The following is a 25,916-nucleotide window of genomic DNA, read 5'->3' as shown; positions in this document are numbered from 1 at the left end:
CAGGAAGAGGGAATGACCGACGACGTCCTCTTCCTCTCCGGCGACCGGGTCAGGCACCTGCTCGACGCCGACACGGCCATCGCCTCGCAGCGCGCGGCCTTCACCGCGCTCGGCGACGGCGACGCCGACCTGCCCGGCAAGATCATGTACCCGAGCCGCTTCGACGACAGCGTTGTCTTCGCCTACGTCTCCCGGCTGTCGGCGGACACCGGGGCCGTGGCGAAGTTCGGCAGCGTCAACCCCGCCAACGCCCGCGCCGGACTGCCCACGATCCACGCGGTGATCAGCGCCTTGGACCGGTCCACCGGACAGCTGGTCGCGGTGATGGACGGCACGGCGGTGACGACCCTGCGCACGGCCGCGGGCAGCGCCGTGGCCGTCGATGTCCTGGCCGTGCCCGACGCCGACCGCCTCGGCGTCCTCGGGTCCGGCACCCAGGCCCTGGCCCACGTCCGCGCGATCGCCCGGGTCCGGGACCTGAAGTCCGTACGGCTGTGGAGCCCGAACCCCCGGCGGCGCGCACAGGCCGCAGAGACGCTGACGGCCGAACTGCCCTTCCCCGTCGAGGCGGTGGACACCGCGAAGGAAGCCGTGACCGGCGCGTCCGTGGTCGCCGCCTGCACCCTCAGCACCACCCCCGTGGTGCACGGCGCCTGGCTCACGCCCGGCTGCACGGTCGTCAGCGTGGGCTCCTTCGAACCCACCCGCAGTGAAGTCGACCCCGAGGTCCTACGGCGATCCGCCGCCGTCGTCGTCGACGACCCGGAGACGGCCGCCGAGCACGCCGGACCGATCGTCGACGCCCTGCGCGCCGGCCTGCTCACCCCTGACGACCTGATTCCGCTCGGCGCCGTTCTCACCGGCCGCCGCGCGGCCCGTACCCGACCCGACGACATCGTCCACTACAACAGCGTCGGACTCGGCATCCAGGACGCGGCAGCGGCCTGGGCCGTCATCCACGCGGCCAAGAAGGAGCGCCCGTGAAGCGTCAGGCAGAGGTCGTCGTCATCGGCGGCGGGGTCATCGGCACCAGCATCGCCTACCACCTGGCCCGCGCCGGCGTCCGGGACGTCGTCCTCGTGGAACGGGACGAGCTCGCCGCCGGGTCCACCTCCAAGGCGGCCGGCGGAGTGCGCGCACAGTTCTCCGACGGGCTCAACGTGCAACTGGGCGCGCGCAGTCTGGAGGCATTCGAACGCTTCGAGGAGGACACCGGCCACGACATCGGGTTACATCGCGTCGGCTACCTGTTCCTCCTCTCCACACCCGAGGACGTGGCGTCCTTCGAGGCGGGCGTCCGCCTCCAGAACTCCCTCGACGTGCCCAGCCGCATCATCGACCCCGCCGAGGCCCGCCGCCTCTCCCCGCTGATCAGCACCGAAGGCCTCATCGCCGCCGCCTACTCGCCCGACGACGGCCACTGCACCCCCGAAGCCGTCGTCCACGGCTACGCCTCCGCCGCCCGCGCCCACGGCGCGACGATCCTGCGCCACACCGACGTCACCGGCATCGAGACCCACGGCGACACCATCACCGCGGTGGCGACGACCCTGGGCCGCATCGACACCAACACCGTGATCTGCGCGGCCGGCGCCTGGTCCAAGGCGATCGGCGTGATGGCGGGCGTGGACCTCCCCGTGCAGCCGCTGCGCCGCCAGATCGCGGTCACGGAACCGGTCACGGGACTGCCGCCGAACCTCCCCATGACGATCGACTTCACCACCAGCCTCTACTTCCACACCGAGGGCCCCGGCCTCCTCGTCGGCATGTCCGACCCCGACGAGCGTCCCGGCTTCGCCACCGACACCCACGACCGCTGGATCCCCCGCCTCGCCGACGCCATGCGCCGCCGCGCCCCCGACCTCCTGGAGCTGCGCCGCACCGGCGGCTGGGCGGGCCTGTACGAGAACACGCCGGATCACAACGCCCTGATCGGCGAGGCGACTTCGGTCTCCCGCTTCCTCTACGCCACCGGCTTCTCCGGCCACGGATTCCTCCAGGGACCGGCCGTCGGCGAGGTCGTCCGCGACCTGTACCTCGGCCACGTACCCTTCGTGGACGTCAGCCCCCTGAGCGCCGGCCGGTTCGCGGCCGACGCCCCGCGCCCGGAGGTCAACCTGGTATGACCGAGCTCCATCTGTGGCTGCGCCACGAGCCCCGCACGACCGAACGCCGCACCCCGGTCGTCCCCTCCGACGCCCGCCGCCTCGTCGAGAACGGCGTGACCCTCACGGTCGAGGAGTCCCCGCAACGGATCTTCCCCATCGAGGAGTACGAGGCGATCGGCGCCCGCGTCGCACCCGCGGACTCCTGGGCGTCGGCGCCGCGGGACACGGTGATCCTCGGCCTCAAGGAACTCCCGGACAAGCCGACCGAGTTGACCCACCGTCACATTTTCTTCGGGCACGCCTACAAGGGTCAGCTGGGGGCGAGCGACCTGCTGAGCCGGTTCGAGGCCGGGGGCGGAGCGCTGCTCGACCTCGAATACCTGGTGGACGACAACGGACGCCGCCTCGCCGCGTTCGGCTTCTGGGCGGGCTACCTGGGCGCGGCGCTCGCCGTCCTCCAGCACCGGGGCCGACTGGTCGCTCCCCTGACGCCCACCTCGAAGGAGGAGCTGGACAAGACACTCCAACTCGCCGCAGGGGACCAGGAGTTCAGCGCCCTGGTGATCGGCGCGCTGGGCCGCAGCGGACGCGGAGCGCGGGTGGCGTTCTCCACGGCCGGCATCGAACCGACCTGTTGGGACCTGCCCGAGACCCAGAACCTCGACCGCCCGGCCCTGTTGGCCCACGACGTCCTGGTCAACTGCGTTCTGGCCACGACCCCCGTCCCGCCCTTCCTCCGTGAGACGGACCTGGACGATTCGACCCGCCGCCTCCGCACCGTCTCCGACGTCACCTGCGACGTGGGCTCGCCCCTCAACGTCCTGCCGGTCTACGACCGCACGACCGAATGGGACGCCCCGGTACGGCAGTTGCACGAGCGTCCGCCGCTCGACCTCATCGCGATCGACAACCTGCCGTCCCTCCTGCCGAAGGAGTCCAGCACGGACTTCTCGGCCGCGCTGCTGCCCCAACTCCTGGACTTCGGGACCGGCGGGGCGTGGGGACGGTGCCTGGACCTGTTCCGTACGAAGTCCCGTGAACTCGGAATCGCCGTGGCGGAAGGGGAGTTGGGCCATGTCTGACGTGGTGCGCGCGAGCGGTACCGTCCACTGGATCGGCGCCGGACTGTCCACGGGCAGCGGGCTCGCCCTGCTGTGCGACACGGCCGAGCGGGTACGGCTGTGGCACCGCACCGAGGAGCGGGCGGCACAGGCCCTCGACCACCTGGGCCTGACGGGACGCGCCGAACCGCGAGCGTTCGGACTCGCCGCGCTCACGGCCGAGTTGGCGCCAGGAGACGTGGTCGTATCCATGTTGCCCGCGCCCGAACACGCGGCGCTGCTGGCCGTCTGCGTGCGGCGGCAGGCGCACTTCGCCTGCTCCAGCTATGTCTCGGACGCCGTCCTCGAACAGGTACCGGCGGCCGAGAAGGCGGGGATCGTCGTCCTCACCGAGGCCGGTCTCGACCCCGGCATCGACCACCTCTTCGCGCACAGCCTGGTCGCCCGCGCCAGGGAGGCGATCGGCGACGGTACGGCGGCCTCGTACAGCCTCACCTCGTACTGCGGCGGGGTTCCCGCGGTGCCCAACGACTTCCGGTACCGGTTCAGTTGGGCACCGGCCGGAGTACTGGGCGCGCTGCGCTCACCGGCGCGGTATCTGGAGGACGGCGCGGAGACCACCGCCGACCGGCCCTGGGAGGTGACCCGGCCGCATGTCGTCGACGGTGAGACCTTCGAGGTCTATCCGAACCGGGACAGCGTGCCGTTCATCGAGCAGTACGGGCTGCCGTCCGGCTGGAAACCGCGGACGTTCGTGCGCGGCACGCTGCGACTCGATGGCTGGCTACGGGCCTGGGACGCGGTGTTCGATGAACTGAAAGAGGGCGACGACACCCGGATCGCCGCGCTGGCAAGGGAGTTGGCGGCGACCTACCCCACCACGGACGCCGACCACGACCGGGTCGTCCTCGCGGTGTCCCTGGACGTCCGGGGCGACGCGGGCGAGTCCTGGTCCGGCAGCTACCTCCTCGACCTGGTCGGTGACGAGGAGGAGAGCGCGATGGCCCGCTGTGTCTCGCGCCCGCTCTCCCTCGCCGTCCGCCACATCCTGTCCGACGACCTGCCGTCCGGCCTGAACCGGGCGGCGGAGACGGCGGAACGGTCACGGGAGTGGCTGAGCGAACTGGCTGGGGAGGGGCTGGAGTTCACCTTGCGGGTGGATCAGTGAGCCGGCGGTCGCGGCTCAGCCCGTGACCGCCTCGTGCACCAACTGCTTCAACTCCGGGATGATCTTCAGGGACGACTTCGGCCGGAGCTGCGTCATGAACTGCACGGTCAGGTCGCGGCTCGGGTCCACCCAGAACGTCGTCGTCGCCGCGCCGCTCCATCCGAACGCACCCAGTCCCATGGGGGATTGGGTGCGCTCGGGGTCGATGACCACGGAGACGCTGAGGCCGAAGCCCATGCCGTCGTTGCCGGGTTCCTGGTGCGCGGGGCTGCCGAAGGCGCGCATGTCGGCGCCGCCGGGGAGGTGGTTGCTGGCCATGAGGTCGACCGTCTCGGGGGCCAGCAGCCGGGCGCCGTCGAGTTCGCCCCGGCGCCGCAGGAACTCCGCGAACCGGTGCACGTCGTACGGGCTCGCCGCCATCCCGCCGCTGCCCGACAGGAACCGCGGCCGGCCGCCCCGCAGCGGCAGCCCGGCGATCGGCTCGATACCGCCGCCGTCGGCGTCGCCGTACAACTGGGAGAGCCGGTCGGCCTTTTCGTCCGGGACCGAGAAGCCGGCGTCCGGCATCCCCAGCGGCCGGAAGATCCGCTCGGCGAAGAACTCGTCGAGCCGCTGCCCGGACACCACCTCGACGATCCGGCCCAGGACGTTGGAGGCGACGGAGTAGTTCCACTGCGTGCCCGGCTCGAACTGGAGCGGCAGACTCGCGTAGATGTCGATGGTCTCGGCGAGGTTCGCGCCGGGCGGCACGGACGACTCCAGGTGCGCCTCCCGGTACAGGGCGTCGACCGGGTGCGAGTGGTAGAACGCGAAGGTCAGGCCCGAGGTGTGGGTCATCAGATGCCGAATCAGCATGGGCTGCTCCACCGGTCGCGTCTTGACGTCGGCGCCGGAGCCGCTGTCGTAGACCCGCATGTCCGCGAAGGCCGGCAGATGAAGGCCGACCGAGTCGTCCAGGGAGAGCTTGCCCTCCTCCATCAGGATCAGCGCGGCGACCGCCGTGACCGGTTTGGTCATGGAGTAGATCCGGTACAACGTGTCCGGCGTGACGGGCCGTTGGGCCGCGACATCGCGGTGCCCGTGGGCGGTGAGGTGGGCGACGCGACCGCCGCGGGCCACGGACACCAGGAAGCCCGGCAGGCGCTTCACGTCGACGTAATGGGCGAAGTGCTGGTCCAGGCGGTCCAGCGCCTTGTGATCCAGTCCGACCTCGTCCGGGTCGACCTCTTGTCGCAGCTGTGCCATGGCTCTCCTCCGAATTGCGTTCACGAGGTGGGGTCCCGCATACCCGGCCCCGGACACCTCGGAACTCATCGTCGCGCAGGAACACCTGCGCGGTCTCCTGTAACGGGGGGATGTGTGAGCGACGCGACTGTCCGTCCGGGCAGCGAGAGACAGGCGAGAGCGCCGGTCAGGGCCACCGAGGCGAGGATTCCGAGGGCCAACTCCCGGCCACTTCCGGCCATCAGCGTGCTCCCGGCGGCGACCCCGAGCGTGGGACCCACGTTCACCGCGGTCTGCTTGAGCCCGCCCGCCACCCCGGCGGACTCCACGGCGGCTTCCCGCACGACCACTTGGGTCGCCGCCACCAGGACCGTTCCAAACCCGGCCCCGAGCAGGGCGAAACCCCCGCATATCGTGACTGTGCCGGAGGCCCGGGACAACACGAGAACAGCCAGGGCCACGACCGTCATCGCCACGCCGGCCGTACGACGCGCCCCGACCCGGCGCAGCACCACGGGGGTCACGGGTGCCGCGAGGACCATCGCGGCGGCCAACGGCAGGCCTCGGAGGGCGCTTTGGAACGGGCCAAGTCCCATCGTGTCCTGGAGGAAATAGGTGACGACGAACAGCGTCCCGGAGAAGGCGGCCGACGCCGCGAGCAGCATCCCGAGCGCCCCGCGGATCGCCGCCGAGCCGACGACGTCCGGTGGCAGGAGCGGATGCGCCGTACGACGCTCGTGCCGTACGAAGGCCACAGCGGCCGGCACGGACACGGCCAAGCCGGCGGCCGAACCGGGGAGGTCCACCAGCGCCTGGACGAGAGAGGCGAGGGAGAGCGCGAGGAGCAGGGCGCCGCGCAGGTCGAATTGGACCGCTGATGCTCTTTCTCGGTGAGGCTCTCGAACGGTGAGCGCGAGCACGCCGAACACGAGCGAGGGCACGACGTTGAGGAAGAACACGGCCCGCCAGCCCACCGCGCCCACCAACGCTCCGCCCACCAAAGGCCCGGCGGCGGCCGCGATCCCGATCACACTCGTCCGCACGGCGATGGGCATGGCGAGCCGGTCGGACGGGAACGCGGCGCGCAGCATGCCGAGCGTGGCCGGTTGGAGCAGCGCCCCGAACACCCCTTGGACGACCCGGAGTCCGATCACCCACCCCACCCCGGGCGCCAGCCCGATCCCGGCCGAGGCGAGACCGAAGCCGAGCATGCCGAGCCCGAACATCCGCTGATGCCCGTACCGGTCCCCGATCCGGCCGGCCGACACCAACAGGCTTGCCACGGCGACGAGATACGCGGTGCTCGTCCACTGGACCTGCGCGAGCGAGGCCCCCAACTCCCTTTGCAGGGTGGGCTGTACGACGGTGAGTACGGTCCCGTCCAGGGCGACGATCGCCGCCCCCGCCGCACTGCTCGCCAGCACGAGCCTTCGTTGGACCGTCATCGAGTGGGCTCCGGACCGAGGTGCGCGTCGAGGGTCGAGCGCAGAAGGGATGTGAAGTCGTCGGCGCCGGTGGCGAGTTGGAGGCTGCCCCAGCGCCAGAGCTGGGCGACGCCGTGCAGGTTCGCCCACAACGCGCCCGCGACCAGGCGGGCGTCCACGTCGGGACGCGCCCGGCCGACCAGGTCCACCAGGACACCGAACAAGGGGAGGCTGGTGTCCCGTAGTCCCAAGTGACCGCTCTCCAGCAGGTCGTGACGGAACATCAACTCGTACATGCCGGGGTTGGCGAGGGCGAACTCCAGATAGATCCGGCCCAGGGCTGTCACCTGCGCGCGTGGGCTTGCCGTACCGTCCGCGATCGCGCCTTTCGCCCGCTCGCCCAGCTCGGCGAAGCCGCGCCGTGCGATCGCGGACAGCAGCTCCAGGTGAGTGGGGAAGTAGCGGCGGGGCGCCCCGTGCGAGACACCGGCCCGGCGGGCGATCTCGCGCAGGGTCAACGCCTGCGCACCCTCCTGGGCAACCAGCTCCACGCCGACGTCGACCAGGCGGCCCCGTAGTCCCGCTTCCGGTTCGCTCATGCTCATAGACACTGTCTACCAGAGGGCTGTAGACAGTGTCTACTCGCTGGCTCCCGGCTCGGGGAATGCGTGACCTGCTTCACACGGTTGATGCATGCATGACTCACGACGCGACGCAGGACGCACTGCTCCAGCTGCTCTCCGAGGGCCACGGCGGGGTGCTGGTCACCCTCAAGAAGGACGGCCGCCCCCAGCTGTCGAACGTCAGCCACGCCTACTACCCCGACGAGCGGATCATCCGTGTGTCGATCACCGAGGACCGTGCCAAGACCCGCAACCTGCGCCGGGACCCCCGCGCCTCCTACCACGTGACCAGCTCCGACCGCTGGGCCTTCACGGTCGCCGAGGGCACGGCCGACCTCACCCCGGTCGCCGCCGACCCGCACGACGACACGGTCGAGGAACTCATCAAGCTGTACCGCGATGTCCTCGGCGAGCACCCGGACTGGGACGACTACCGGGCGGCGATGGTGCGGGACCGGAGGCTGGTGCTGCGCCTGAGGGTGGAGCGGGCGTACGGCATTCCGAAGCGGGCCGAGCAGGGGTGACCCATCGTCACCATCCTTCACTGGCGCTAAGGTTGATCCGCTGATCGTGAGCGGACGACGGGGGAGTGCGCGAGGTGATGGATCTGCTGTCCACGGGCGCCATCGGTGCGGTGTTCGGGGCCGTCGGTTCCGGGATGGCCGGTGAGGCAGGCAAGTTGGCCTGGGAGTCGGCCGGCGGAATGGTCCGTCGCCTCGCCGGACGAGAGGTTACGGCACCCGTCACCCCCGACGAGGTGAACGCGATCGCGCGCATGGTCCACGACCGTGTCCACGGCGACCCCGAACTCGCCCTCGCCTGGACCCGGTTCGCGCGAGGCGTGCGCGTTCCGGAACCCGTCACCGGGCCGGGACGCCACTGCCTCCCGTCGGCACCCCGCTCCTTCACGGACCGTCAGGACGCCCTGAAACTCCTGGACAAGGAGGCGGCCCGCGCCTTCGACGGCCGACCGCGACTGGCGCTCCTCCACGGTCCCGAGGGCATCGGTACCAGCACCCTCGCTTTCCACTGGGGCGCACGGCAGGTGGCCCGCTTCCCCGACGGCCGGCTCTACGCCGACCTGCGCGCGCTCGGGCCCGAACCGGTCCTGGCCACGCTGCTGCGCCAACTCGGCCTGCCCGACGAGGACATACCGCCCTCGATCGCCGACCGGACCGCCCTGTTCCGGCGCTCCCTGACCGACCGCCGCGCTCTCGTCGTGCTCGACCACGCGCGCTCCGCCGCCCAGGTGCAGCCGCTGCTGGCACCGGCACCGGACGTGGTCACCCTCGTCGTGGCGCGGAATCCGCTGACCGGCCTCGACGCCCTGCGGATCCCGGTCGGCCCGTTGGGTCGCCGGGACGCGAAACGGCTGCTCACCGAGCTGGTCGGCAAACCCGCGGTCAGCGCCGCCCGCGCCACGCTGCCCGCCGTACTGGACCGCTGCGCCGGTTCGCCCTACGCGCTGCGCGCTGCCGCACCCCGGCTGACCGAGCCGCCCCTGCCGCCCGAGACGCCCGCAGGGCCCGCGATCGACCCGGTGGGTTCCGCCGTCGAGGACTCGTACCGCCTGCTGGCCCCGGACGCCGCCCGCCTCTACCGCCTGACCGGCCTGTACGACTGGCCCGCGCTCGACGCAGCCGCGGCTGCCCGCGCCGCAGACATCGACGAGGCAGAGGCCGCCCGGCTCCTGGACGAGTTGATCGGCGCTTCGCTCATCGAGCTGACGGAGGACGGCCGTTACCGCTACCGGCCCGCCGTCCGCGCGCACGCCGCCCGCACGGCCGCCGCCGTGGACGGCATCGCCGCGTGCTCCGCCGCCGTGTCCCGTACCGTCGAGGGCTATCTGCACCTCGCACTCGCCGCGGCTCAGGCCGCGTTGCCCGAGAGCTGGCGCGTCCCGTCCACACCCACACCGCTGTCGTACGAGAACCGCGGCGCGGGCGTCGCCGCACTCGCCGCCGAGGCCCCCAACCTGGTCCAAGCGGTGCACGCCGCCGAGGAGTTCGGCGACTGGGACACCGTCGCCCTGCTGGGCCAGGCCCTGTGGCCGCTCCAACTCAAGGCCGGCCACCACGACATACTGCTGCCCGCGTTGCAGGCCGGTGTCCGTACGGCGGACTCCCACTTCCCCGGCACCCGCACCGCCGGTGCCCTGCACGCCCAACTCGCCCACAGCCTCATGGAGTTGCGCCGCTGGGACGAGGCGGAACCCGAGGCGCTCGCGGCAGCACGGGACGAACGGGCCGGCAGCCATGTGCGGGGCCAGGCCTCCGCCGTCGAGTTCCTCGGCCTGCTCCGGCTGCGCCAGTGGCGCTTCGACGAGGCGTACGCGGCCTTCGACGAGGCGCACGACATCCTTGACGGCATCGGTCCCGCCGACGAGGGCGCCGCCGATCTGCCGCGCGCCCGCGCCCTGTTGGAACGCCATCGCGGCCGTGCCCTGCGCGGACTGGGCCGCCAGGACGAGGCCGTCGAGCGCCTGGACCGTGCCCTGGCCTTCTTCCGCGCCGGCGGCGAGGCCTACAACACGGCCCGCACCCTCACCGACCTCGCCGAAACCCGCCTGAACAGCGGTGAGTTCACGGCCGCCCGCGCCCTGATCGACGAGGCGACCGCCGCCCTCCGCGATGAGAAGGCCGAGCAACACCTGGAGTATCTGCGCAGGCTGCGCGAACGCTGCGAGGGCTAGCCGCGAACGACCCGCACTCGGTGAACTGCCCCTCCCATGTGCACGGTCAGCCCCTGTGCGACGACCTCGTGGAGTGACTTGCCGGATGCGAGCCAGGCGTACAGGGCCGAGGCGCAGGCCGCCGGATCGGCGTCCGCGCCCGGCTCCGCGCGCAGGTGCAGCAGAGTGTCGTCCGAGGTGCGGACCGTGCAGGTTCCGGGGCCGGTGATGTACGCGGCGAGGGCGCACTGCGGGTGCCGGGCGAGTGTCTCCGTCGTCCAGAGCGCGGGTGACCCGAAGCGTGGATCGTCGGCCGCGCCGTGCCGGAACAGCACGTCGGCCAGGGAGAGTTGGGACTGCTCACGGGTGTCCTCGTGCACCGCCGTGTGGGTCTCGCCCGTGCCGTGGGGCGCCGGGTGCGGGCCCGCGTACCGGACGACCGAGACCTCGCCCGAGCCCAACAATGTGGTCAGCACCTGGAGCGGGACCGTGTGCGCCGCGGGCTCGAACGGCGGGAGCGGGAGCGGTTCGAGCAGCGCGGGCGCGTCCGGTTCGGGGATGCCGATCATGTCGTAGAAGAGGCGTCGGAGGCGGGTCGCCGACTCGCCCGGTACGGAGCTGGTGAAGGCGGCGGGGTCGGGCAACGGGCTGTGCTTGTCGATGAGTTGGGTCAGTTGGGGGCGCAGGGGGAGTGTGGGGTCCAGGCGGGGTGCCGTACGGACGAAGGCGTGCACCGGGGCGTCGGGGGCGAGGCCCGCGAGGGGTGCGGCGCCGAGGAGGACCGGGGTGCCGAGTGCGGCGGCGTAGTAGGTGACCGAGCCGTGGTCGCCAATGACCGCGTCGGCGGCGAGCAGCGCCTGGCGCCAGCCGTGCAGGGGGTCGACGAGGGTGAGGCCGGCGCGGCGGGCGCGGTCCAGCCAGGCGCGGATCTGGCCGGGGCCGTGGCCGTACCAGATGTTGGGGTGCAGGACGGCGGCGAGACGGTACTCGTCGACGGGGAGTTCGGAGGTCAGACGGGGGAGCAGGGACGGCAGTATGTCGTCGCCGAACAGGGATTCCGGGTTCCAGGTGGAGTTGAGCACCACCAGCCGCTGCGCACGTCCGACGCCGAGCGCCCGCCGGTAGCGTTCCCGGTACGGGCGGGCTGCCAACATGCGGTCCCAGCAGGGGTCACCGGCCAGTACACCCGTGGGCGCGGCCTCGGGGCAGACGGCACGCAACCGCTCCAACTGCTCGGGGTGCGAGAGCACCAACGCGTCCGCGACGGTTCGCCCGCTTTCGTCGAGCAACCACTCCGGCGACAACCCGAAGACCGGAGCTGCCGCTTCCGCCGCCTCGCTGCCGGGTGTTGGGTGTTGGGTGTTGGGTGTTGGGTGTTGGGTGTTGGGTGTTGGGTGTTGGGTGTTGGGTGTTCCCAGTCTCTTAGGATATCCGACGCCGTGTGACAACACGGCCAATACGCCGGAAAATGACCGGAGTTGACCGCCGAAGCTCGCCGACACCGCCAAGTCGACCGAAGTCCGAACGGCCTGGTCCCAGGGCGCCACAGGCACCCCCGTTTCCGCCAGCAACTCCGCGACGCCCGCCCGAAACGCCGACGACCCCGTGCACGTCACCAGCAACTGCACCCGGAAGTCGTCGTGGAACAGCGGCAGTACATCGAGCAGCCGGGTCGCGGAGGTCACGTTGTGGACGACGAACAGCACCTTGCGGCTGTGCCCCCGCGTCGCCCACCGCCCGGCGTCGTCGCCGACCGGCACCCGTATCCACTCCTCCGCCCCCGCCACGCCCCTCGACCACCTTTCGCACGTGTGATCGGGCAACGATAGTCAGCCTCGGGTCCGCGTGCACCGGCCGCCCCTGAAATCGGCCGGGGCACGCGGAGATCCCTCCCTCGGCGGTAGCGGCGCTGTTCTTTTCTGCTCGTTCCGGCCGATGTTCTTGCGCGAAACGTCATCTGTCAACGGGGCGTCCACGTACGGGGAAAGCCTGCACCGGTCCAAACGGCCCCGAAAGAGAAACCCCCGGGCAACGGGGCCCGGGGGTGCGGTGCTCGTGGAGCGACAGTCAGGCCGTCACCGACTCCGGCTGCGACGCCTCCCGGGGGGACCGGGTGCCGAGCAGCTCCGTCGGCACTGTGTGGGTCTCGCGGGCCGAGAGCGCCGCGATCACCGGCGGGACGCACAGTGCCGCCGTGAACAGCGCCACCGAGGACCAGTCCGTGCCGTCCGGACCCGCGATCTGCGCGGCGAACGTGACCGCGAACCCGGCCACGGCGAAACCGATCTGGGTGCCGATGGCCATGCCCGACAGCCGGATCCGAGTCGAGAACATCTCGCCGTAGAAGGAGGGCCACACACCGTTCGCGGCGCTGTAGACGACGCCGAAGGCGACGATGCCGAGGATCAGGGTGAGCACGTAGGAGCCCGTCGAGATCGCCCAGAGGTAGAGGAACATCGTGATCGCGCTGCCGACCGCGCCGATCAGATACACCGGGCGGCGGCCGATGCGGTCGGAGAGCGTGGCCCACAGGGGGATCGCGGCGAGGGCGACGAGGTTGGCCAGCGCGCCCACCCACAGCATCGACGAGCGGGACATGCCGACGGAGTCGCTGGTCGCGTAGGCCAGCGCCCACACCGTGAAGATCGTCGAGACGGAGGCGATCAGCGCGCCCGCGATCACCCGCAGGACGTCCGCCCAGTGCTCGCGCAGCAGGACCACCAGCGGCAGCTTCACGACGCCCTCGGTCGCCGCCTGTTCGGCGAAGGCCGGGGTCTCCTGGAGGTTGCGGCGGATGAAGTAGCCCGCGACCGCGACCAGCACGCTCGCCCAGAATGGAACGCGCCAACCCCACGACAGCAGCTGTTTGTCGGGGAGTTGGGCGACGGCGAGGAACACGAGCGTCGCGATGAGCTGGCCGCCCTGGGTGCCGCCCAGCGTGAAACTGGTGAAGAAGCCGCGCCGGTCGGCCGGCGCGTGCTCCAGCGTCATGGAACTGGCGCTGGCCTGCTCGCCCGCCGCCGAGATGCCTTGCAGGACCCGGCACAGTACGAGCAACACCGGTGCGAGCGAGCCGACTTGGCCCCGCGTGGGCAGACAGCCGATGAGGAACGTCGACAGGCCCATCAGCAGCAGCGTGAAGATCATGATCTTCTTGCGGCCGACCCGGTCGCCGAAGTGCCCGAGGAACAGCGCGCCGACCGGCCGGGCCGCGTAGGCCACACCGAAGGTCGCGAAGGAGAGCAGGGTCGCCGTCGCCGGGTCCGAGTCGTCGAAGAAGACCTTGGGGAAGATCAGGGCTGCGGCGCTGCCGTAGATGAAGAAGTCGTAGTACTCCAGGGCGCTGCCGATCCAGGCGGCGGTGGCGGCCTTTTTCGGTTGCCCGACGGCTTTGGCGGGGACGGACACGGCTTGCTCCTTCGGGGGAACTCCGGCGTGGGCGGAGTGAGCGGCGGGGGAGAGGTGCCGGATCCCTGGGGTGACGGGACGGCGGGGTGACGGGACGGTCGCGCCGGGTGCTGCCGCGCTGCCCGGCTAATTAACCCACTGGGTAGTTAGTAGCGGTTGGCTACGGATGTTGCGCTCACGTTTCCCGGGTGTCAAGAGGCCCTGCCGAAGGATCTCGCGGCTCAGTCCGCCGCCCGCTCCGCCGTCAGATAGGCGATCACCATGTCGCCCAGCATCGTCCGGTAGTGCTCGCGCTGGGCCGGCGCCACCAGGTCGCGGCCGAACAGGGCGCCGAAGGTGTGCCGGTTGGCGACCCGGAAGAAGCAGAAGGAACTGATCATCGCGTGCAGGTCGACGGCGTCCACGTCGGCTGTGAACAGGCCGGACTTCTGCCCCGCCTCCAGGATGCGGCGGATCACGTCGAGGGCGGGCGAGCCGATCTTCCCGAGCTTCTCGGAGGCGGCGATGTGTTCGGCGCCGTGGATGTTCTCGATGGACACCAGGCGGATGAAGTCCGGGTGTTGCTCGTGGTGGTCGAAGGTCAGTTCCGCGAGTCGGCGGATGGCCGCGACCGGGTCCAGATGCTCGACGTCCAGGCCGCGTTCGGCCTCGCGGATCACGCCGTAGGACCGTTCCAGGACGGCCGTGAAGAGCTGTTCCTTGCCGCCGAAGTAGTAGTAGATCATCCGCTTGGTGGTGCGGGTGCGGGCGGCGATCTCGTCGACGCGGGCGCCGTCGTAGCCGGCCCGCGCGAACTCGTGGGTCGCCACGTCGAGGATCTCGGCCTTGGTGCGGGCCGCGTCACGGATGCGCCCGTTGGGTCGTGCCGGTTCTTCGACGCTGGTCATCGGGTTCCTTGGCTTCCTTCGGGCGTGCGCGCGGTGTGCGGCCGATTGTAGAAGGAGGGACCGGTCACGGACGGGCGGGTTCCCGGCCGAGGGGTTCCCGTGGCTCGGCGATGCTGATATAGCTAACGTACTAGTTCGTACATTAGTGAGCCGCTCAGGAGGGCCACCGTGGCCGACGTCTTCAAGGACTCGTACGTCTTCAAGGGCTCGAACACCTCCGAGGACTCGTATCTCGTCGGGCTGATCGGTTCCGGCATCGGTCCCTCCCTCAGCCCCGCCCTGCACGAACGCGAGGCCGACCGGCAGGGGCTGCGCTATCTGTACCGGCTCATCGACATCGACGTGCTCGGAGTCGGCCCGGAGGCGGTCGGCGAACTGGTGCGTGCCGCCCGTGACGTGGGCTTCGACGGGCTCAACATCACCCACCCGTGCAAGCAGCTCGTCATCGAGCACCTCGACGGGCTCGCCCCGCAGGCCGAGGCGCTGGGCGCGGTCAACACCGTCGTGTTCGAGGCGGACGGCCGAGCGATCGGCCACAACACGGACGTCACCGGCTTCGCCGCCTCCTTCGCCCGCGGACTGCCCGACGCCCCCATGGAACGCGTCGTCCAGCTCGGCGCGGGCGGGGCGGGCGCGGCCGTGGCGCACGCCACGCTCACCCTCGGCGCCGAGCGCGTCACCGTCGTCGACGCGCTGCCCGAACGCGCCACCGCTCTCGCCGATTCCCTGAACCGTCACTTCGGTCCGGGCCGCGCCGCCGGCGCCGCCTCCGGCCGACTGCCCGAACTGCTCGCCGCCGCCGACGGCATCGTCCACGCCACCCCCACCGGGATGGCCGCCCACCCCGGACTGCCCTTCCCCCCACGCCTGTTGCACTCCGAGCTGTGGGTCGCCGAAGTGGTCTACCGCCCGCTGGAGACCCAACTGCTCAGCGCCGCCCGCGCGTTGGGCTGCGCCACCCTCGACGGCGGAGGCATGGCGGTCTTCCAGGCGGCGGACGCGTTCCGCCTGTTCACCGGCCGGGAACCCGACAGCGCCCGCATGCTCGCGGACATCGCGGAGCTGGCCGGTGCCGTGCCCGCGCCGAAATAGCCCTGCCCGCAGCGAAATCGAGAGGTACCCCGATGCGCACGTCCATCGCCACCGTCTCCCTCAGCGGCTCCCTCACCGAGAAACTCACCGCCGCCTCCCGGGCCGGCTTCGACGGCGTCGAGATCTTCGAGAACGACCTGCTCGCCAGCCCGTTGACGCCCGAGGAGATCCGCGCCCGGTGCGCCGACCTCGGCCTGACCATCGACCTCTACCAGCCGATGCGGGACATCGAGGCGGTGCCCGAGGCCGAGTTCGCCCGCAACCTGCGCCGCGCCCGGCACAAGTTCGAGCTGATGCGCAGGCTCGGCACCGACACCGTCCTCGTCTGCTCCAGCGTCTCCCCGCTCGCCGAGGACGACGACGCGCTCGCCGCCGCCCAGCTCAGCCAACTGGCCGACCTCGCGCAGGAGTTCGGCGTCCGGGTCGCCTACGAGGCACTCGCCTGGGGGCGGCACGTCAGCACATACGGCCACGCCTGGCGCATCGTCGAGACGGCCGACCACCCCGCACTCGGCACCTGCCTCGACAGCTTCCACATCCTGTCGCGCGGCTCAGAACCCAAGGATCTCAAGGGCATTGCGGACATCCCCGGCGAGAAGATCTTCTTCCTCCAACTCGCAGACGCCCCACTCCTCGCGATGGACGTCCTCCAATGGAGCCGCCACTACCGCTGCTTCCCCGGCCAGGGCGGCTTCGACGTCGCCGGACTCGTACGGCACGTCCTGACCGCCGGTTACGACGGCCCGCTCTCGCTGGAGATCTTCAACGACGTGTTCCGGCAAGCGGAAGCGGGCCCGACAGCGATCGACGCCCAACGCTCGCTGCTGGTCCTCCAGGAGACGGTCGGCGTGGCCGACCCGCCCGCCCCGGTCGTCCCCACGGGCATCGCCTTCGCCGAACTCGTCACCCCAGACGCGGAACCCGTCACCGCCCTGCTCGGCGCCCTGGGCTTCACCCGCACGGCCCGCCACCGCACCAAACCGGTGGACCTGTGGCAACAGGGCGAGGCCCGCATCCTGGTCAACACCGGCCGAGCGCTACGACGGGACGGCACCGCCCTCGCGGCGATCGGCCTGGAGTCACCGGACCCACAGGGTGCCGCCCGCCGCGCCGAGGCCCTCCTCGCGCCGGTCCTGCCCCGCCGCCGCGCACTCGGTGACGCGCAACTCGACGCCGTGGCCGCACCGGACGGCACGGAACTCTTCTTCTGCGCCCGCACCACCCCCGAACTCCCCGGCTGGCGAGCCGACTTCACCGACACCACCGGTCAACTCCCCGCAGGGACAGGCATCCAGCGCATCGACCACCTCGCTCTCACCCAGCCTTGGCACCACTTCGACGAGGCAACCCTCTTCCACAGCAGCGTCCTTGGGCTCCAGGCCCAGGAGAGCGTCGACGTCGCCGACCCCTACGGCCTGCTGCGCAGTCGCGCCGTCACCACCTCCGACGGCAGCGTCCGTATCGCGTTGAGCGTCGGCGCGGCCCCGAGCGAGGACGGTGCCCACGCCCAGCACATCGCCCTCGCCACCGAGGACGTGGTCGCCGCGGCCCGCCGCTTCCGCGAGGCAGGCGGCCGCCTGCTGCGCATGCCCGCGAACTACTACGACGATCTCGCGGCCCGATTCGCCTTCCCCGAGGGCGAGTTGGAGACGTACCAGGACCTCGGCATCCTCTACGACCGGGACGCGGGCGGTGAGTTCCGGCACTGCTACACCCGGACGGTCGGGCGGGTCTTCTTCGAACTGGTCCAGCGCGAACCGGGCTACCGGGGTTACGGCGCCCAGAACGCGCCGGTGCGCCTGGCCGCCCAGCACACGGCGAAACGGCTCACTGGCGGCTGACGGTCCTGGTGACGCCGGTGACGACCGTCGTGGCCAGGATCCAGCCGGTGATGATCAGGCCGTAGGCGAGGTACTGGTACCAGCCGTCCGGCGTGAACGCCTCCTCCTGGCCGAAGGAGATCACAGGGAGCAGCAGGTCGAGCGTGTAGAAGACCGGGTTGAAGTGCGGAGCCTCGGACGGCTTGAGGGCAGGAGGCTGGTGCAGGCCGTAGACGAGGGAGCCGATCGCCAGCAGCGACAGCAGCCAGGCGCAGGCGCGCAGCGGGCGGAAGCCGTAGCCGACGGTGGTGTCCTGGGCGTAGCCCCAGATCCGGTAGTACCACCTGAGCGTGCCGCGCAGGCGGCGCTGCTTGGCCAGTTGGACGTTGCGAGCGGCGTGGTCGTCGCCGACGCGGCGATACGCGGCGGCCAACTCCTCGTAGGCGTGCGGGACATAGCCGTCGCCGTCACGTTCCAACATGGTCAGCCGACGCTCGGCGGGCACGTGCGGAATGAGCGAGGTGTAGGTGAGGCTGGTGAGGAAGACCTGGTCCGGGAGGGCCTGCGGCTCCAGCAGCAGGACGTCGATCTGGGCGTTGCGCAGCACGAGTCCGCCTTGCATGGGCAGGCTCTCGCGCAGCCAGAGTTCCCCCAGGGTGGTGCTGCTCGCCAGCAGGACGGGACCGCCGGGGTTCGACAGGGTCGAGCGCGACAGGTCCAGCCGGCCCGCGATCCGGGCTCCGCGCAGGCCGATCCAGCCGTCCACTTGGGCCTGGCGCAACAGGAAGTTGCCCTCCACGACGAGCACTTCGGCGTCGACGGTGGAGTCCCCGGGGTTCGAGAGGCGCGCCGTGTTGAGGTTGACCGACCCGGCGACGCTCGCGCCGCTGAGGCGTATCTGACCGTGTGTGCGCAGTCCGGTCGCCCGGAGATCGTCGCCCACGGCCGCCTGGTTGAGCTGGAGCACCGGCTCCTCGGCGTCCGGAGCGATGATCTCCGCGCTCTCCATGTACAGGCTCCCGGCGATCTTCGCCCCGGCCAGCCGCACCACTCCGTTGAACCGGCACCGTGTCATCCGCAGCACGCCGTCCACCCGCATCGCGTGGGCGGTGAGACCCGGCAACACCGACTCGCTGAGGTTGAGTTCGCGCAGCCGGGAGGCGTAGAAGCGGGGCACCTCGTCGAAGGAGCAGTTCCGCAGCCGGACCGGGTGGTCGATCGTCGCGTACTGCAGATCGAGCCTGCCGGTGATCCGGGCGCCCGCCAGACTCAGCGACGCTATCTCCCCTGCTTCCTGCGGCCCGTTGAGCAGCAGCGCCCGCAACACCTCGGCGCGCACGGTCTGTTCGGGCCCCCAGCCGCCGCCGAGGGCCATGTCCTCGTCGTCCGCCCTGCGGAAGTCCACGGACTCGCCCAACGGGAAGGCCCGCCACACCTGTTCCTCTGCCGGTGTCAGATCGTTGATCTCCATCAAGCGGGACTCTAGCCGCGCGGGGGCCGCGGGCACAGGGCACGGCAACGGGCCCGGACCGCACGTCGACGCGCGGTCCGGGCCGTGTGGTTGTGCCGTTGTTACGGTCGGGTGTTCCACTCCGCGATCACCGGGCGGTCGTGCTCGGTGGAGAGGCGGCTGACCGTGCCGGTGGCCAGTTGGAACAGGCGGCCGTCCGCCGCCGTCAGGCCCAGTCGGCGGGCGGTGAGCACCCGTAGGAAGTGGGCGTGGGCCACGAGGATCACGTCACCGTCCACGAGTGCCGAGTCGACCCGCTTCAGGACTCGGTCGGCCCGGGCGCTGATCTCGTCCGGGGACTCGCCGGGGTGTCCGGCAGGTCCCGGCGGTACCCCGTCGGTCCACAAGTACCAGTCGGGGCGGGTGCGGTGGATGTCGACGGTGGTGACGCCTTCGTAGCCGCCGTAGTCCCACTCGTGGAGGTCGGGGTCGGGTACGGCCCCGGTGATGCCCGCGAGTTCGGCGGTGCGTATCGCGCGGCCGAGCGGGCTGGTCAGTGCGAGAGCGAAGGTCCGGTCCGAGAGGAGCGGAGCGAGGCACTTGGCCTGTTCCTCACCGTGCTGGGTGAGGGGCAGGTCGGTCCAGCTGGTGTGCTGGCCCGACACGCTCCACTCCGTCTCGCCGTGGCGGACCAGCAGAAGATCCCCCACGGCGCGCCTACTTGGACTCGACGGCGTGGCCGCCGAACTGGTTGCGCAGCGCCGCGATCATCTTCATCTGCGGCGAGTCGTCCTGACGCGAGGCGAACCGCGCGAAGAGCGAGGCCGTGATCGCGGGCAGCGGCACCGCGTTGTCGATGGCCGCCTCGACGGTCCACCGGCCCTCGCCGGAGTCCTCCGCGAAACCGCGCAGCTTGTCCAAGTGCTCATCGCCGTCAAGGGCGTTGACCGCGAGGTCCAGCAGCCAGGAGCGGATGACGGTGCCCTCCTGCCAGGAGCGGAAGACCTCCCGCACGTCCGTGACGGAGTGGACCTTCTCCAGCAGCTCCCAACCCTCGGCGTACGCCTGCATCATCGCGTACTCGATGCCGTTGTGAACCATCTTCGAGAAGTGCCCGGCACCTACCCTGCCGGCGTGCACGAAGCCGAACTCGCCCTCGGGCTTGAGCGCGTCGAAGATCGGCTGCACCTTCGCGATGTTCTCGGCGTCGCCGCCGACCATCAGCGCGTAGCCGTTCTTCAGGCCCCACACACCGCCGGACACACCCGCGTCGACGAAGCCGATGCCCTTGGCGCCCAGCTCCTCGGCGTGCTTCTCGTCGTCCGTCCAGCGGGAGTTGCCGCCGTCCACGATGACGTCGCCGGGCTGGAGCAGCTCGCCCAGCTCGTCGACGACCGACTGGGTCGGGGCACCCGCCGGGACCATCACCCAGACCGTGCGCGGCGCTTCGAGCTTCTCGACCAGTTCGGCGAGGCTCTCGACGTCGGTCACTTCGGGGTTGCGGTCGTAGCCGATGACGGTGTGGCCCGCGAGGCGGATGCGCTCGCGCATGTTGCCGCCCATCTTGCCGAGGCCGATCAGTCCGAGCTGCATGTCAGTTCACTTCCTGGGAATCGCGGAGCGTGCGGTAGGTGGCCACGAGAGCGGCGGTGGAGGAGTCGAGGCCGGGCACGTCGGCGCCCTCGGTCAGGGCGGGTTCGACGCGCTTGGCGAGGACCTTGCCCAGTTCGACGCCCCACTGGTCGAAGGAGTCGATGTTCCAGACCGCGCCCTGCACGAACACCTTGTGCTCGTAGAGGGCGATCAACTGGCCGAGGACGGACGGGGTCAGCTCGCCGGCCAGGATCGTGGTCGTGGGGTGGTTGCCCTTGAACGTCTTGTGCGGCACCAGCTCCTCGGGCACACCCTCCGCGCGTACCTCGTCCGGTGTCTTGCCGAAGGCCAACGCCTGTGTCTGGGCGAAGAAGTTGGCCATCAGCAGGTCGTGCTGCTTCTTGAGGCCGTCGCTCAGCTCGGCGACCGGGTTGACGAAGCCGATGAAGTCCGCCGGGATCAACTTCGTGCCCTGGTGGATGAGTTGGTAGTAAGCGTGCTGGCCATTGGTCCCGGGCGTTCCCCACACCACCGGTCCGGTCTGCCACTCCACCGGATTCCCGTCCCGGTCAACGGACTTGCCGTTGGACTCCATGTCCAGCTGCTGCAAGTAGGCGGTGAACTTGGAGAGATAGTGCGAGTACGGCAGCACCGCGTGCGACTGCGCGTCGAAGAAGTTGCCGTACCAGACGCCCAACAGGCCAAGGAGCAAAGGTGCGTTGGCTTCGGCGGGCGCGGTGCGGAAGTGCTCGTCGACGAGGTGGAAGCCGTCGAGCATCTCGCGGAAGCGGTCCGGGCCGATGGCGATCATCAGGGAGAGACCGATGGCCGAGTCGTACGAGTAGCGTCCGCCGACCCAGTCCCAGAACTCGAACATGTTGTCCGTGTCGATGCCGAAGTCCGACACCTTCCCGGCGTTCGTCGACAGCGCCACGAAGTGCTTCGCGACCGCCTTGTCGTCACCGCCGAGACCCTCAAGGAGCCACGTCCGGGCGGACGTCGCGTTGGTGATCGTCTCGATCGTCGTGAAGGTCTTCGACGCGACGATGAAGAGGGTCTCCGCCGGGTCGAGGTCGTGGGTCGCCTCGTGCAGGTCGGCGCCGTCCACGTTCGACACGAACCGGACCGTCAACGATCGGTCGGTGAACGCGCGGAGCGCCTCGTACGCCATCGCCGGACCGAGGTCGGAGCCGCCGATGCCGATGTTGACGACGTTGCGGATACGACGGCCCGTGTGACCGGTCCACTCGCCGGAGCGGACGCGGTTCGCGAAGCCGGCCATCTTGTCGAGCACGGCGTGCACTTGGGGCACGACGTTCTCGCCGTCGACCTCGACCACCGCGTCACGCGGGGCGCGCAGCGCGGTGTGCAGGACCGCGCGGTCCTCGGTGACGTTGATCTTCTCACCGCGGAACATCGCGTCCCGGAGGCCGAACACGCCGGTGGCGGTGGCCAGTTCCTGGAGCAGGGCGAGGGTCTCGTCCGTGATCAGATGCTTGGAGTAGTCGATGCGCAGATCGCCGACGGTGACCACGTACCGCTCCGCGCGCCCCGGGTCCGCCGCGAACAACTCACGCAACTGCGGTCGCAGTTGATCCGCGCGGTGGTCCTCCAGCGCGGCCCACTCCGGTCGCCGGGTGAGCTTGGGGGAGTCAGACATGAGAAGGGGTCTCCTTGGCGCCCTCGGCCCGGAGGGCGATGGCGTACATCTCGTCGGCGTCGAGGCGCCGCAGCTCCTCGGCGATGAGTTCGGAGGTCGTGCGGACCTTCAGCGCGAGGGTGCGGGAGGGCTGCCCGGGCAGGGTCAGCGTGGCCAGCGGGCCCTCGGGACGGTCGATGACGACCTCGCCCGCGCCGGTGCCCAGGCGGACCGCCGTGATGACGGGTCCCGCGGTGACCACGCGGTCGATCTTCACCTTGAGGCGTGCCTCCAGCCAGCGGGCCAGCAGCTCGGCGGCCGGGTTGTCGGCCTCGCTCTCCACCGCACCCGAGGTGATCTTCGACTTGGCCTGGTCGAGGGCCGCCGCCAGCATCGAGCGCCACGGCGTCAGCCGGGTCCAGGCGAGGTCGGTGTCGCCGGGCGCGTAGGCACGGCCCCGGGCGTCCAGCGCCTCGATGGGGTTCGCCGCCGCGTACAGGTCGGTGATCCGGCGCTGCGCGAGAGCGCCCAGCGGGTCCTTCGCCGGGATCTCGGGGGCGTCCCCCGGCCACCAGACGACGACCGGCGCGTCCGGCAGCAGCAGCGGCAGCACCACGGAGTCGGCGTGGTCGGACACCTCGCCGTAGGTCCGCAGCACGACCGTCTCGCCGGTGCCGGCGTCCGCGCCCACCCGGACCTCGGCGTCGAGGTGCGAATTGGTACGGTCCCGCGGGGTGCGGGCGTGCCGCTTGATGACGACCAGGGTGCGCGAGGGGTGCTCGTGCGACGCCTCCTCGGCCGCCTTGATCGAGTCGTAGGCGTTCTCCTCGTCCGTGACGATGACCATCGTCAGGACCATGCCCACGGCAGGGGTGCCGATGTCGCGGCGACCCTGCACCAGCGCCTTGTTGATCTTGCTTGCCGTGGTGTCGCTCAGGTCGATCTTCATGGCCTGCGCCAGCTCCGTCCGTCTCGTGCGAGCATCTCGTCCGCCTCCTCGGGACCCCAACTGCCCGAGGAGTACTGCGCGGGCTTGCCGTTCTGTGCCCAGTACTCCTCGATCGGGTCGAGGATCTTCCAGGACTCTTCCACTTCCTGGTGGCGCGGGAACAGGTTGGCGTCGCCGAGCAGCACATCCAGGATGAGCCGCTCGTACGCCTCCGGGCTCGACTCCGTGAACGACTCGCCGTAGGCGAAGTCCATGGACACGTCCCGGATCTCCATCGAGGTGCCCGGCACCTTGGAGCCGAACCGCACCGTCATGCCCTCGTCGGGCTGCACGCGGATGACGATCGCGTTCTGGCCCAACTCCTCGGTGGCGGAGGAGTCGAAGGGGGAGTGCGGGGCGCGCTTGAAGACGACCGCGATCTCCGTCACACGCCGCCCGAGCCGCTTGCCGGTGCGCAGGTAGAAGGGGATGCCCGCCCAACGGCGGTTGTCGACCTCCAGCTTGACGGCCGCGTACGTGTCGGTCTTCGACTGCGGGTCGATGCCGTCCTCCTGGAGGTAGCCGACGACCTTCTCGCCGCCCTGCCAGCCCTCCGCGTACTGCCCGAACACCGTGTGCTCGCCCAGCTTTTCGGGCAGCCGCACCGACTTCAGCACCTTGAGCTTCTCGGTGAGCAGCGCCTCCTCGTCGAAGGCGATCGGCTCCTCCATGGCGGTCAGCGCCATCAGCTGGAGCAGGTGGTTCTGGATGACGTCACGGGCCGAACCGATGCCGTCGTAGTAGCCGGCGCGCCCGCCGATGCCGATGTCCTCGGCCATCGTGATCTGGATGTGGTCGACGTAGGACCGGTTCCAGATCGGCTCGTACATCTGGTTGGCGAAACGCAGCGCCAGGATGTTCTGGACGGTCTCCTTGCCGAGGTAGTGGTCGATCCGGAACACCTGGTCCGGGTCGAACACCTCGTGCACGATCTTGTTCAGCTCACGCGCGCTCTTGAGGTCGCGCCCGAACGGCTTCTCGATCACCGCGCGCCGCCAGGAACCCTCGGCGGCCGTCGCCAGGCCGTGCTTCTTCAGCTGCTGGACGACCTTCGGGAAGAACTTCGGCGGTACGGAGAGATAGAACGCGTAGTTGCCACTGGTACCGCGTGACGTGTCCAACTCGTCGACGGCCGCGCGCAGTTGCTTGAACGCCGTGTCGTCGTCGAAGTCGCCAGGGATGAACCGCATGCCCTCGGCGAGCTGCTGCCAGACCTCCTCGCGGAACTCGGTCCGCGAGTGCTCGCGCACCGAGTCGTGCACCACCTGCGCGAAGTCCTGGTCCTCCCAGTCCCGCCGGGCGAACCCGACGAGCGAGAAGCCCGGCGGCAACATCCCGCGGTTGGCCAGGTCGTACACGGCCGGCATCAGCTTCTTGCGGGACAGGTCACCGGTGACCCCGAAGATGACCAGTCCGGACGGGCCGGCGATACGGGGGAGCCGGCGGTCGCGGGGGTCACGCAGCGGGTTGTCCCAGCCGGCGGCCAGCGCGTCCGTGAGTTCCTCGACGGTCAGTGCCTGCACGGCTGCTTCGGCCGCTCCGGCCGGTTTCGTTGCGGGAAGTTCCTCGGTCATTCCCCGTCGACCCCCTTGCTGCTCAGCGACTTCGCGACGGCGTCCAGCAGGTCCTGCCAGGCCACCTCGAACTTGGCGACGCCCTCGTCCTCCAACTGCTTGACGACCACGTCGTACGAGATCCCCAGCCGCTCTACGGCGTCCAGGTCGGCGCGGGCCTGCGCGTAGCCGCCGGTCACCGTGTCGCCGTGGATGTCGCCGTGGTCGGCGGTGGCGTTCAGCGTCGCCTCCGGCATGGTGTTGACCGTGCCGGGCGCGACCAGCTCGTCGACGTACAGGGTGTCCTTGTAGGACGGGTCCTTCACGCCGGTCGAGGCCCACAGGGGGCGCTGCTTGTTGGCCTGCGCATCCGCGAGAACGGTCCAACGGGCCGAGGAGAAGACGTCCTCGTACGCCTCGTACGCGAGCCGCGCGTTGGCGAGTGCGGCCTTGCCCTTGAGGGCGAGGGCCTCTCCCCCAGAGCCGAAAGCCTGGGAGGTGCCCCCAGTGGCCAGCGCGGTGAGGCGCTTGTCGATCTCGGAGTCGACGCGGGAGACGAAGAAGGAGGCCACGGAGTGGATGGTCGCCAGGTCGATGCCCGCGGCCTTCGCCTTCTCCAGGCCGGCCAGGTAGGCGTCCATGACCTCGCGGTAGCGCTCCAGGGAGAAGATCAGCGTGACGTTGACGCTGATGCCCTCGCCGATGACTTCGGTGATCGCCGGGAGCCCGGCCTTCGTCGCCGGGATCTTGATCATCACGTTGGAACGGTCCACCAGCCAGGACAGCTGCTTGGCCTCGGCGATGGTCGCCTCGGTGTGGTGGGCGAGCCGCGGGTCGACCTCGATGGAGACCCGGCCGTCCTGCCCGCCGGTCGCCTCGTACACCGGACGCAGGATGTCGGCGGCGGCGCGGACGTCGGCGGTGGTCATCATCCGCACGGCCTCTTCGACCGTCACCTTGCGCACGGCGAGGTCGGCGAGCTGCTCCTCGTAACCCTCGCCGGAGCCGATGGCGGCCTGGAAGATCGAGGGGTTGGTGGTGACACCGACGACGTTCCTGGTGTCGACGAGTTCGGCGAGGTTGCCGGACTCGATCCGCTTGCGCGACAGGTCGTCCAGCCAGATGGAGACGCCCTCGTCGGACAGGCGCTTGAGTGCTCCCGCCGTGGCGGTCACTTCGGTCACTGTGATCATCTTCTTTCTGGCGA

21 protein-coding genes are annotated in these 25,916 nt (G+C 70.5%); 8 read left to right on the top strand and 13 right to left on the bottom strand.

Going from position 1 to position 25,916, the window contains the following annotated elements; genetic code table 11:
- Nucleotides 1-12: 12 nt before the first annotated feature.
- Genes OG194_RS07325 through OG194_RS07310 form a run of 4 tightly spaced genes read left to right on the top strand, consistent with a single transcriptional unit; the run spans nucleotide 13 to nucleotide 4,337 of the window.
- Complete coding sequence (locus OG194_RS07325; protein ID WP_327400031.1) at nucleotides 13-984, top strand: ornithine cyclodeaminase family protein; 972 nt, start codon at nucleotides 13-15, stop codon at nucleotides 982-984.
- On the top strand, nucleotides 981-2,126 hold the full coding sequence (locus tag OG194_RS07320; protein WP_327400030.1) for an NAD(P)/FAD-dependent oxidoreductase: 1,146 nt from the start codon (nucleotides 981-983) through the stop codon (nucleotides 2,124-2,126). The genes OG194_RS07325 and OG194_RS07320 overlap by 4 nt, the downstream gene beginning before the upstream one ends.
- Nucleotides 2,123-3,190: a saccharopine dehydrogenase gene (locus OG194_RS07315; RefSeq protein WP_327400029.1), complete on the top strand. Its 1,068-nt coding sequence runs from the start codon at nucleotides 2,123-2,125 to the stop codon at nucleotides 3,188-3,190. Before OG194_RS07320 ends, OG194_RS07315 begins: the two co-directional genes overlap by 4 nt.
- Nucleotides 3,183-4,337: a saccharopine dehydrogenase family protein gene (locus OG194_RS07310; RefSeq protein WP_327400028.1), complete on the top strand. Its 1,155-nt coding sequence runs from the start codon at nucleotides 3,183-3,185 to the stop codon at nucleotides 4,335-4,337. Before OG194_RS07315 ends, OG194_RS07310 begins: the two co-directional genes overlap by 8 nt.
- Before the next feature lie 15 nt (nucleotides 4,338-4,352).
- Here the strand turns inward: OG194_RS07310 and OG194_RS07305 are convergent, their stop codons facing one another.
- The 3 genes from OG194_RS07305 to OG194_RS07295 form a co-directional block, all read right to left on the bottom strand.
- Complete coding sequence (locus OG194_RS07305; RefSeq protein ID WP_327400027.1) at nucleotides 4,353-5,582, bottom strand: serine hydrolase domain-containing protein; 1,230 nt, start codon at nucleotides 5,580-5,582, stop codon at nucleotides 4,353-4,355.
- 65 nt (nucleotides 5,583-5,647) lie between these two features.
- A complete protein-coding gene (locus OG194_RS07300) occupies nucleotides 5,648-7,006 on the bottom strand; it encodes an MFS transporter (RefSeq protein ID WP_327400026.1) in 1,359 nt (452 codons plus the stop codon).
- Entirely contained in the window at nucleotides 7,003-7,584 is a 582-nt protein-coding gene (locus OG194_RS07295) for a TetR/AcrR family transcriptional regulator (RefSeq protein WP_327400025.1), read from the bottom strand. The genes OG194_RS07300 and OG194_RS07295 overlap by 4 nt, the downstream gene beginning before the upstream one ends.
- 98 nt (nucleotides 7,585-7,682) lie before the next feature.
- On the opposite strand from OG194_RS07295, the gene OG194_RS07290 reads away from it, so the two are divergent.
- On the top strand, nucleotides 7,683-8,132 hold the full coding sequence (locus tag OG194_RS07290) for a PPOX class F420-dependent oxidoreductase (protein ID WP_327400024.1): 450 nt from the start codon (nucleotides 7,683-7,685) through the stop codon (nucleotides 8,130-8,132).
- 77 nt (nucleotides 8,133-8,209) lie between these two features.
- Nucleotides 8,210-10,300: a tetratricopeptide repeat protein gene (locus tag OG194_RS07285; protein ID WP_327400023.1), complete on the top strand. Its 2,091-nt coding sequence runs from the start codon at nucleotides 8,210-8,212 to the stop codon at nucleotides 10,298-10,300.
- Here OG194_RS07285 and OG194_RS07280 read toward each other — a convergent pair.
- The 3 genes from OG194_RS07280 to OG194_RS07270 form a co-directional block, all read right to left on the bottom strand.
- On the bottom strand, nucleotides 10,297-12,066 hold the full coding sequence (locus OG194_RS07280) for a hypothetical protein (protein WP_327400022.1): 1,770 nt from the start codon (nucleotides 12,064-12,066) through the stop codon (nucleotides 10,297-10,299). The two genes, OG194_RS07285 and OG194_RS07280, sit on opposite strands and share 4 nt — an antisense overlap.
- Before the next feature lie 280 nt (nucleotides 12,067-12,346).
- Complete coding sequence (locus OG194_RS07275; RefSeq protein ID WP_327400021.1) at nucleotides 12,347-13,687, bottom strand: MFS transporter; 1,341 nt, start codon at nucleotides 13,685-13,687, stop codon at nucleotides 12,347-12,349.
- A gap of 221 nt (nucleotides 13,688-13,908) precedes the next feature.
- Nucleotides 13,909-14,574, bottom strand: coding sequence for a TetR/AcrR family transcriptional regulator (locus tag OG194_RS07270; RefSeq protein ID WP_327400020.1), 666 nt, complete (start codon nucleotides 14,572-14,574; stop codon nucleotides 13,909-13,911).
- 168 nt (nucleotides 14,575-14,742) lie between these two features.
- On the opposite strand from OG194_RS07270, the gene OG194_RS07265 reads away from it, so the two are divergent.
- Together OG194_RS07265 and OG194_RS07260 are read left to right on the top strand one after the other, a co-directional pair.
- A complete protein-coding gene (locus tag OG194_RS07265) occupies nucleotides 14,743-15,666 on the top strand; it encodes a shikimate dehydrogenase (protein ID WP_327400019.1) in 924 nt (307 codons plus the stop codon).
- A gap of 32 nt (nucleotides 15,667-15,698) precedes the next feature.
- Nucleotides 15,699-17,507 (top strand): bifunctional sugar phosphate isomerase/epimerase/4-hydroxyphenylpyruvate dioxygenase family protein, encoded by a 1,809-nt coding sequence (locus OG194_RS07260; RefSeq protein WP_327400018.1) that lies wholly within the window; start codon nucleotides 15,699-15,701, stop codon nucleotides 17,505-17,507.
- Here OG194_RS07260 and OG194_RS07255 read toward each other — a convergent pair.
- The 7 genes from OG194_RS07255 to tal form a co-directional block, all read right to left on the bottom strand.
- Nucleotides 17,494-18,957, bottom strand: a complete 1,464-nt coding sequence (locus OG194_RS07255; protein WP_327400017.1) for a membrane-associated oxidoreductase — start codon at nucleotides 18,955-18,957, stop codon at nucleotides 17,494-17,496. The genes OG194_RS07260 and OG194_RS07255 overlap by 14 nt on opposite strands.
- Nucleotides 18,958-19,058: 101 nt before the next feature.
- Nucleotides 19,059-19,646, bottom strand: coding sequence for a histidine phosphatase family protein (locus tag OG194_RS07250; protein ID WP_327400016.1), 588 nt, complete (start codon nucleotides 19,644-19,646; stop codon nucleotides 19,059-19,061).
- A gap of 7 nt (nucleotides 19,647-19,653) precedes the next feature.
- A complete protein-coding gene (gnd, locus tag OG194_RS07245) occupies nucleotides 19,654-20,529 on the bottom strand; it encodes a phosphogluconate dehydrogenase (NAD(+)-dependent, decarboxylating) (RefSeq protein WP_327400015.1) in 876 nt (291 codons plus the stop codon).
- A 1-nt stretch (nucleotide 20,530) separates the two neighbouring features.
- Nucleotides 20,531-22,189, bottom strand: coding sequence for a glucose-6-phosphate isomerase (gene pgi, locus OG194_RS07240; protein WP_327400014.1), 1,659 nt, complete (start codon nucleotides 22,187-22,189; stop codon nucleotides 20,531-20,533).
- Complete coding sequence (gene opcA / locus OG194_RS07235) at nucleotides 22,182-23,117, bottom strand: glucose-6-phosphate dehydrogenase assembly protein OpcA (RefSeq protein WP_327400013.1); 936 nt, start codon at nucleotides 23,115-23,117, stop codon at nucleotides 22,182-22,184. Before opcA ends, pgi begins: the two co-directional genes overlap by 8 nt.
- Nucleotides 23,114-24,730 carry a glucose-6-phosphate dehydrogenase gene (gene zwf, locus OG194_RS07230; RefSeq protein WP_327400012.1) on the bottom strand — a complete coding sequence of 539 codons (1,617 nt, stop codon included), beginning with the start codon at nucleotides 24,728-24,730 and terminating at the stop codon, nucleotides 23,114-23,116. The genes opcA and zwf overlap by 4 nt, the downstream gene beginning before the upstream one ends.
- On the bottom strand, nucleotides 24,727-25,902 hold the full coding sequence (gene tal / locus OG194_RS07225) for a transaldolase (protein ID WP_327400011.1): 1,176 nt from the start codon (nucleotides 25,900-25,902) through the stop codon (nucleotides 24,727-24,729). Before tal ends, zwf begins: the two co-directional genes overlap by 4 nt.
- Between the last annotated feature and the right edge of the window lie 14 nt (nucleotides 25,903-25,916).

The sequence above is a fragment of the Streptomyces sp. NBC_01288 genome (assembly GCF_035982055.1).
GTDB lineage: Bacteria > Actinomycetota > Actinomycetes > Streptomycetales > Streptomycetaceae > Streptomyces.
This window is presented reverse-complemented; position numbering and strand designations above follow the sequence as displayed.

What these genes read in the sequence shown, in the direction of transcription:
- OG194_RS07325 (WP_327400031.1), top strand. Translation starts at nt 13, where the DNA reads ATGACCGACGACGTCCTCTTCCTCTCCGGCGACCGGGTCAGGCACCTG.
- OG194_RS07315 (WP_327400029.1), top strand. Translation starts at nt 2,123, where the DNA reads ATGACCGAGCTCCATCTGTGGCTGCGCCACGAGCCCCGCACGACCGAA.
- OG194_RS07310 (WP_327400028.1), top strand. Translation starts at nt 3,183, where the DNA reads ATGTCTGACGTGGTGCGCGCGAGCGGTACCGTCCACTGGATCGGCGCC.
- OG194_RS07305 (WP_327400027.1), bottom strand. Translation starts at nt 5,582, where the DNA reads ATGGCACAGCTGCGACAAGAGGTCGACCCGGACGAGGTCGGACTGGAT.
- OG194_RS07300 (WP_327400026.1), bottom strand. Translation starts at nt 7,006, where the DNA reads ATGACGGTCCAACGAAGGCTCGTGCTGGCGAGCAGTGCGGCGGGGGCG.
- OG194_RS07295 (WP_327400025.1), bottom strand. Translation starts at nt 7,584, where the DNA reads ATGAGCGAACCGGAAGCGGGACTACGGGGCCGCCTGGTCGACGTCGGC.
- OG194_RS07290 (WP_327400024.1), top strand. Translation starts at nt 7,683, where the DNA reads ATGACTCACGACGCGACGCAGGACGCACTGCTCCAGCTGCTCTCCGAG.
- OG194_RS07285 (WP_327400023.1), top strand. Translation starts at nt 8,210, where the DNA reads ATGGATCTGCTGTCCACGGGCGCCATCGGTGCGGTGTTCGGGGCCGTC.
- OG194_RS07270 (WP_327400020.1), bottom strand. Translation starts at nt 14,574, where the DNA reads ATGACCAGCGTCGAAGAACCGGCACGACCCAACGGGCGCATCCGTGAC.
- OG194_RS07260 (WP_327400018.1), top strand. Translation starts at nt 15,699, where the DNA reads ATGCGCACGTCCATCGCCACCGTCTCCCTCAGCGGCTCCCTCACCGAG.
- OG194_RS07255 (WP_327400017.1), bottom strand. Translation starts at nt 18,957, where the DNA reads ATGGAGATCAACGATCTGACACCGGCAGAGGAACAGGTGTGGCGGGCC.
- gnd (WP_327400015.1), bottom strand. Translation starts at nt 20,529, where the DNA reads ATGCAGCTCGGACTGATCGGCCTCGGCAAGATGGGCGGCAACATGCGC.
- pgi (WP_327400014.1), bottom strand. Translation starts at nt 22,189, where the DNA reads ATGTCTGACTCCCCCAAGCTCACCCGGCGACCGGAGTGGGCCGCGCTG.
- opcA (WP_327400013.1), bottom strand. Translation starts at nt 23,117, where the DNA reads ATGAAGATCGACCTGAGCGACACCACGGCAAGCAAGATCAACAAGGCG.
- zwf (WP_327400012.1), bottom strand. Translation starts at nt 24,730, where the DNA reads ATGACCGAGGAACTTCCCGCAACGAAACCGGCCGGAGCGGCCGAAGCA.
- tal (WP_327400011.1), bottom strand. Translation starts at nt 25,902, where the DNA reads ATGATCACAGTGACCGAAGTGACCGCCACGGCGGGAGCACTCAAGCGC.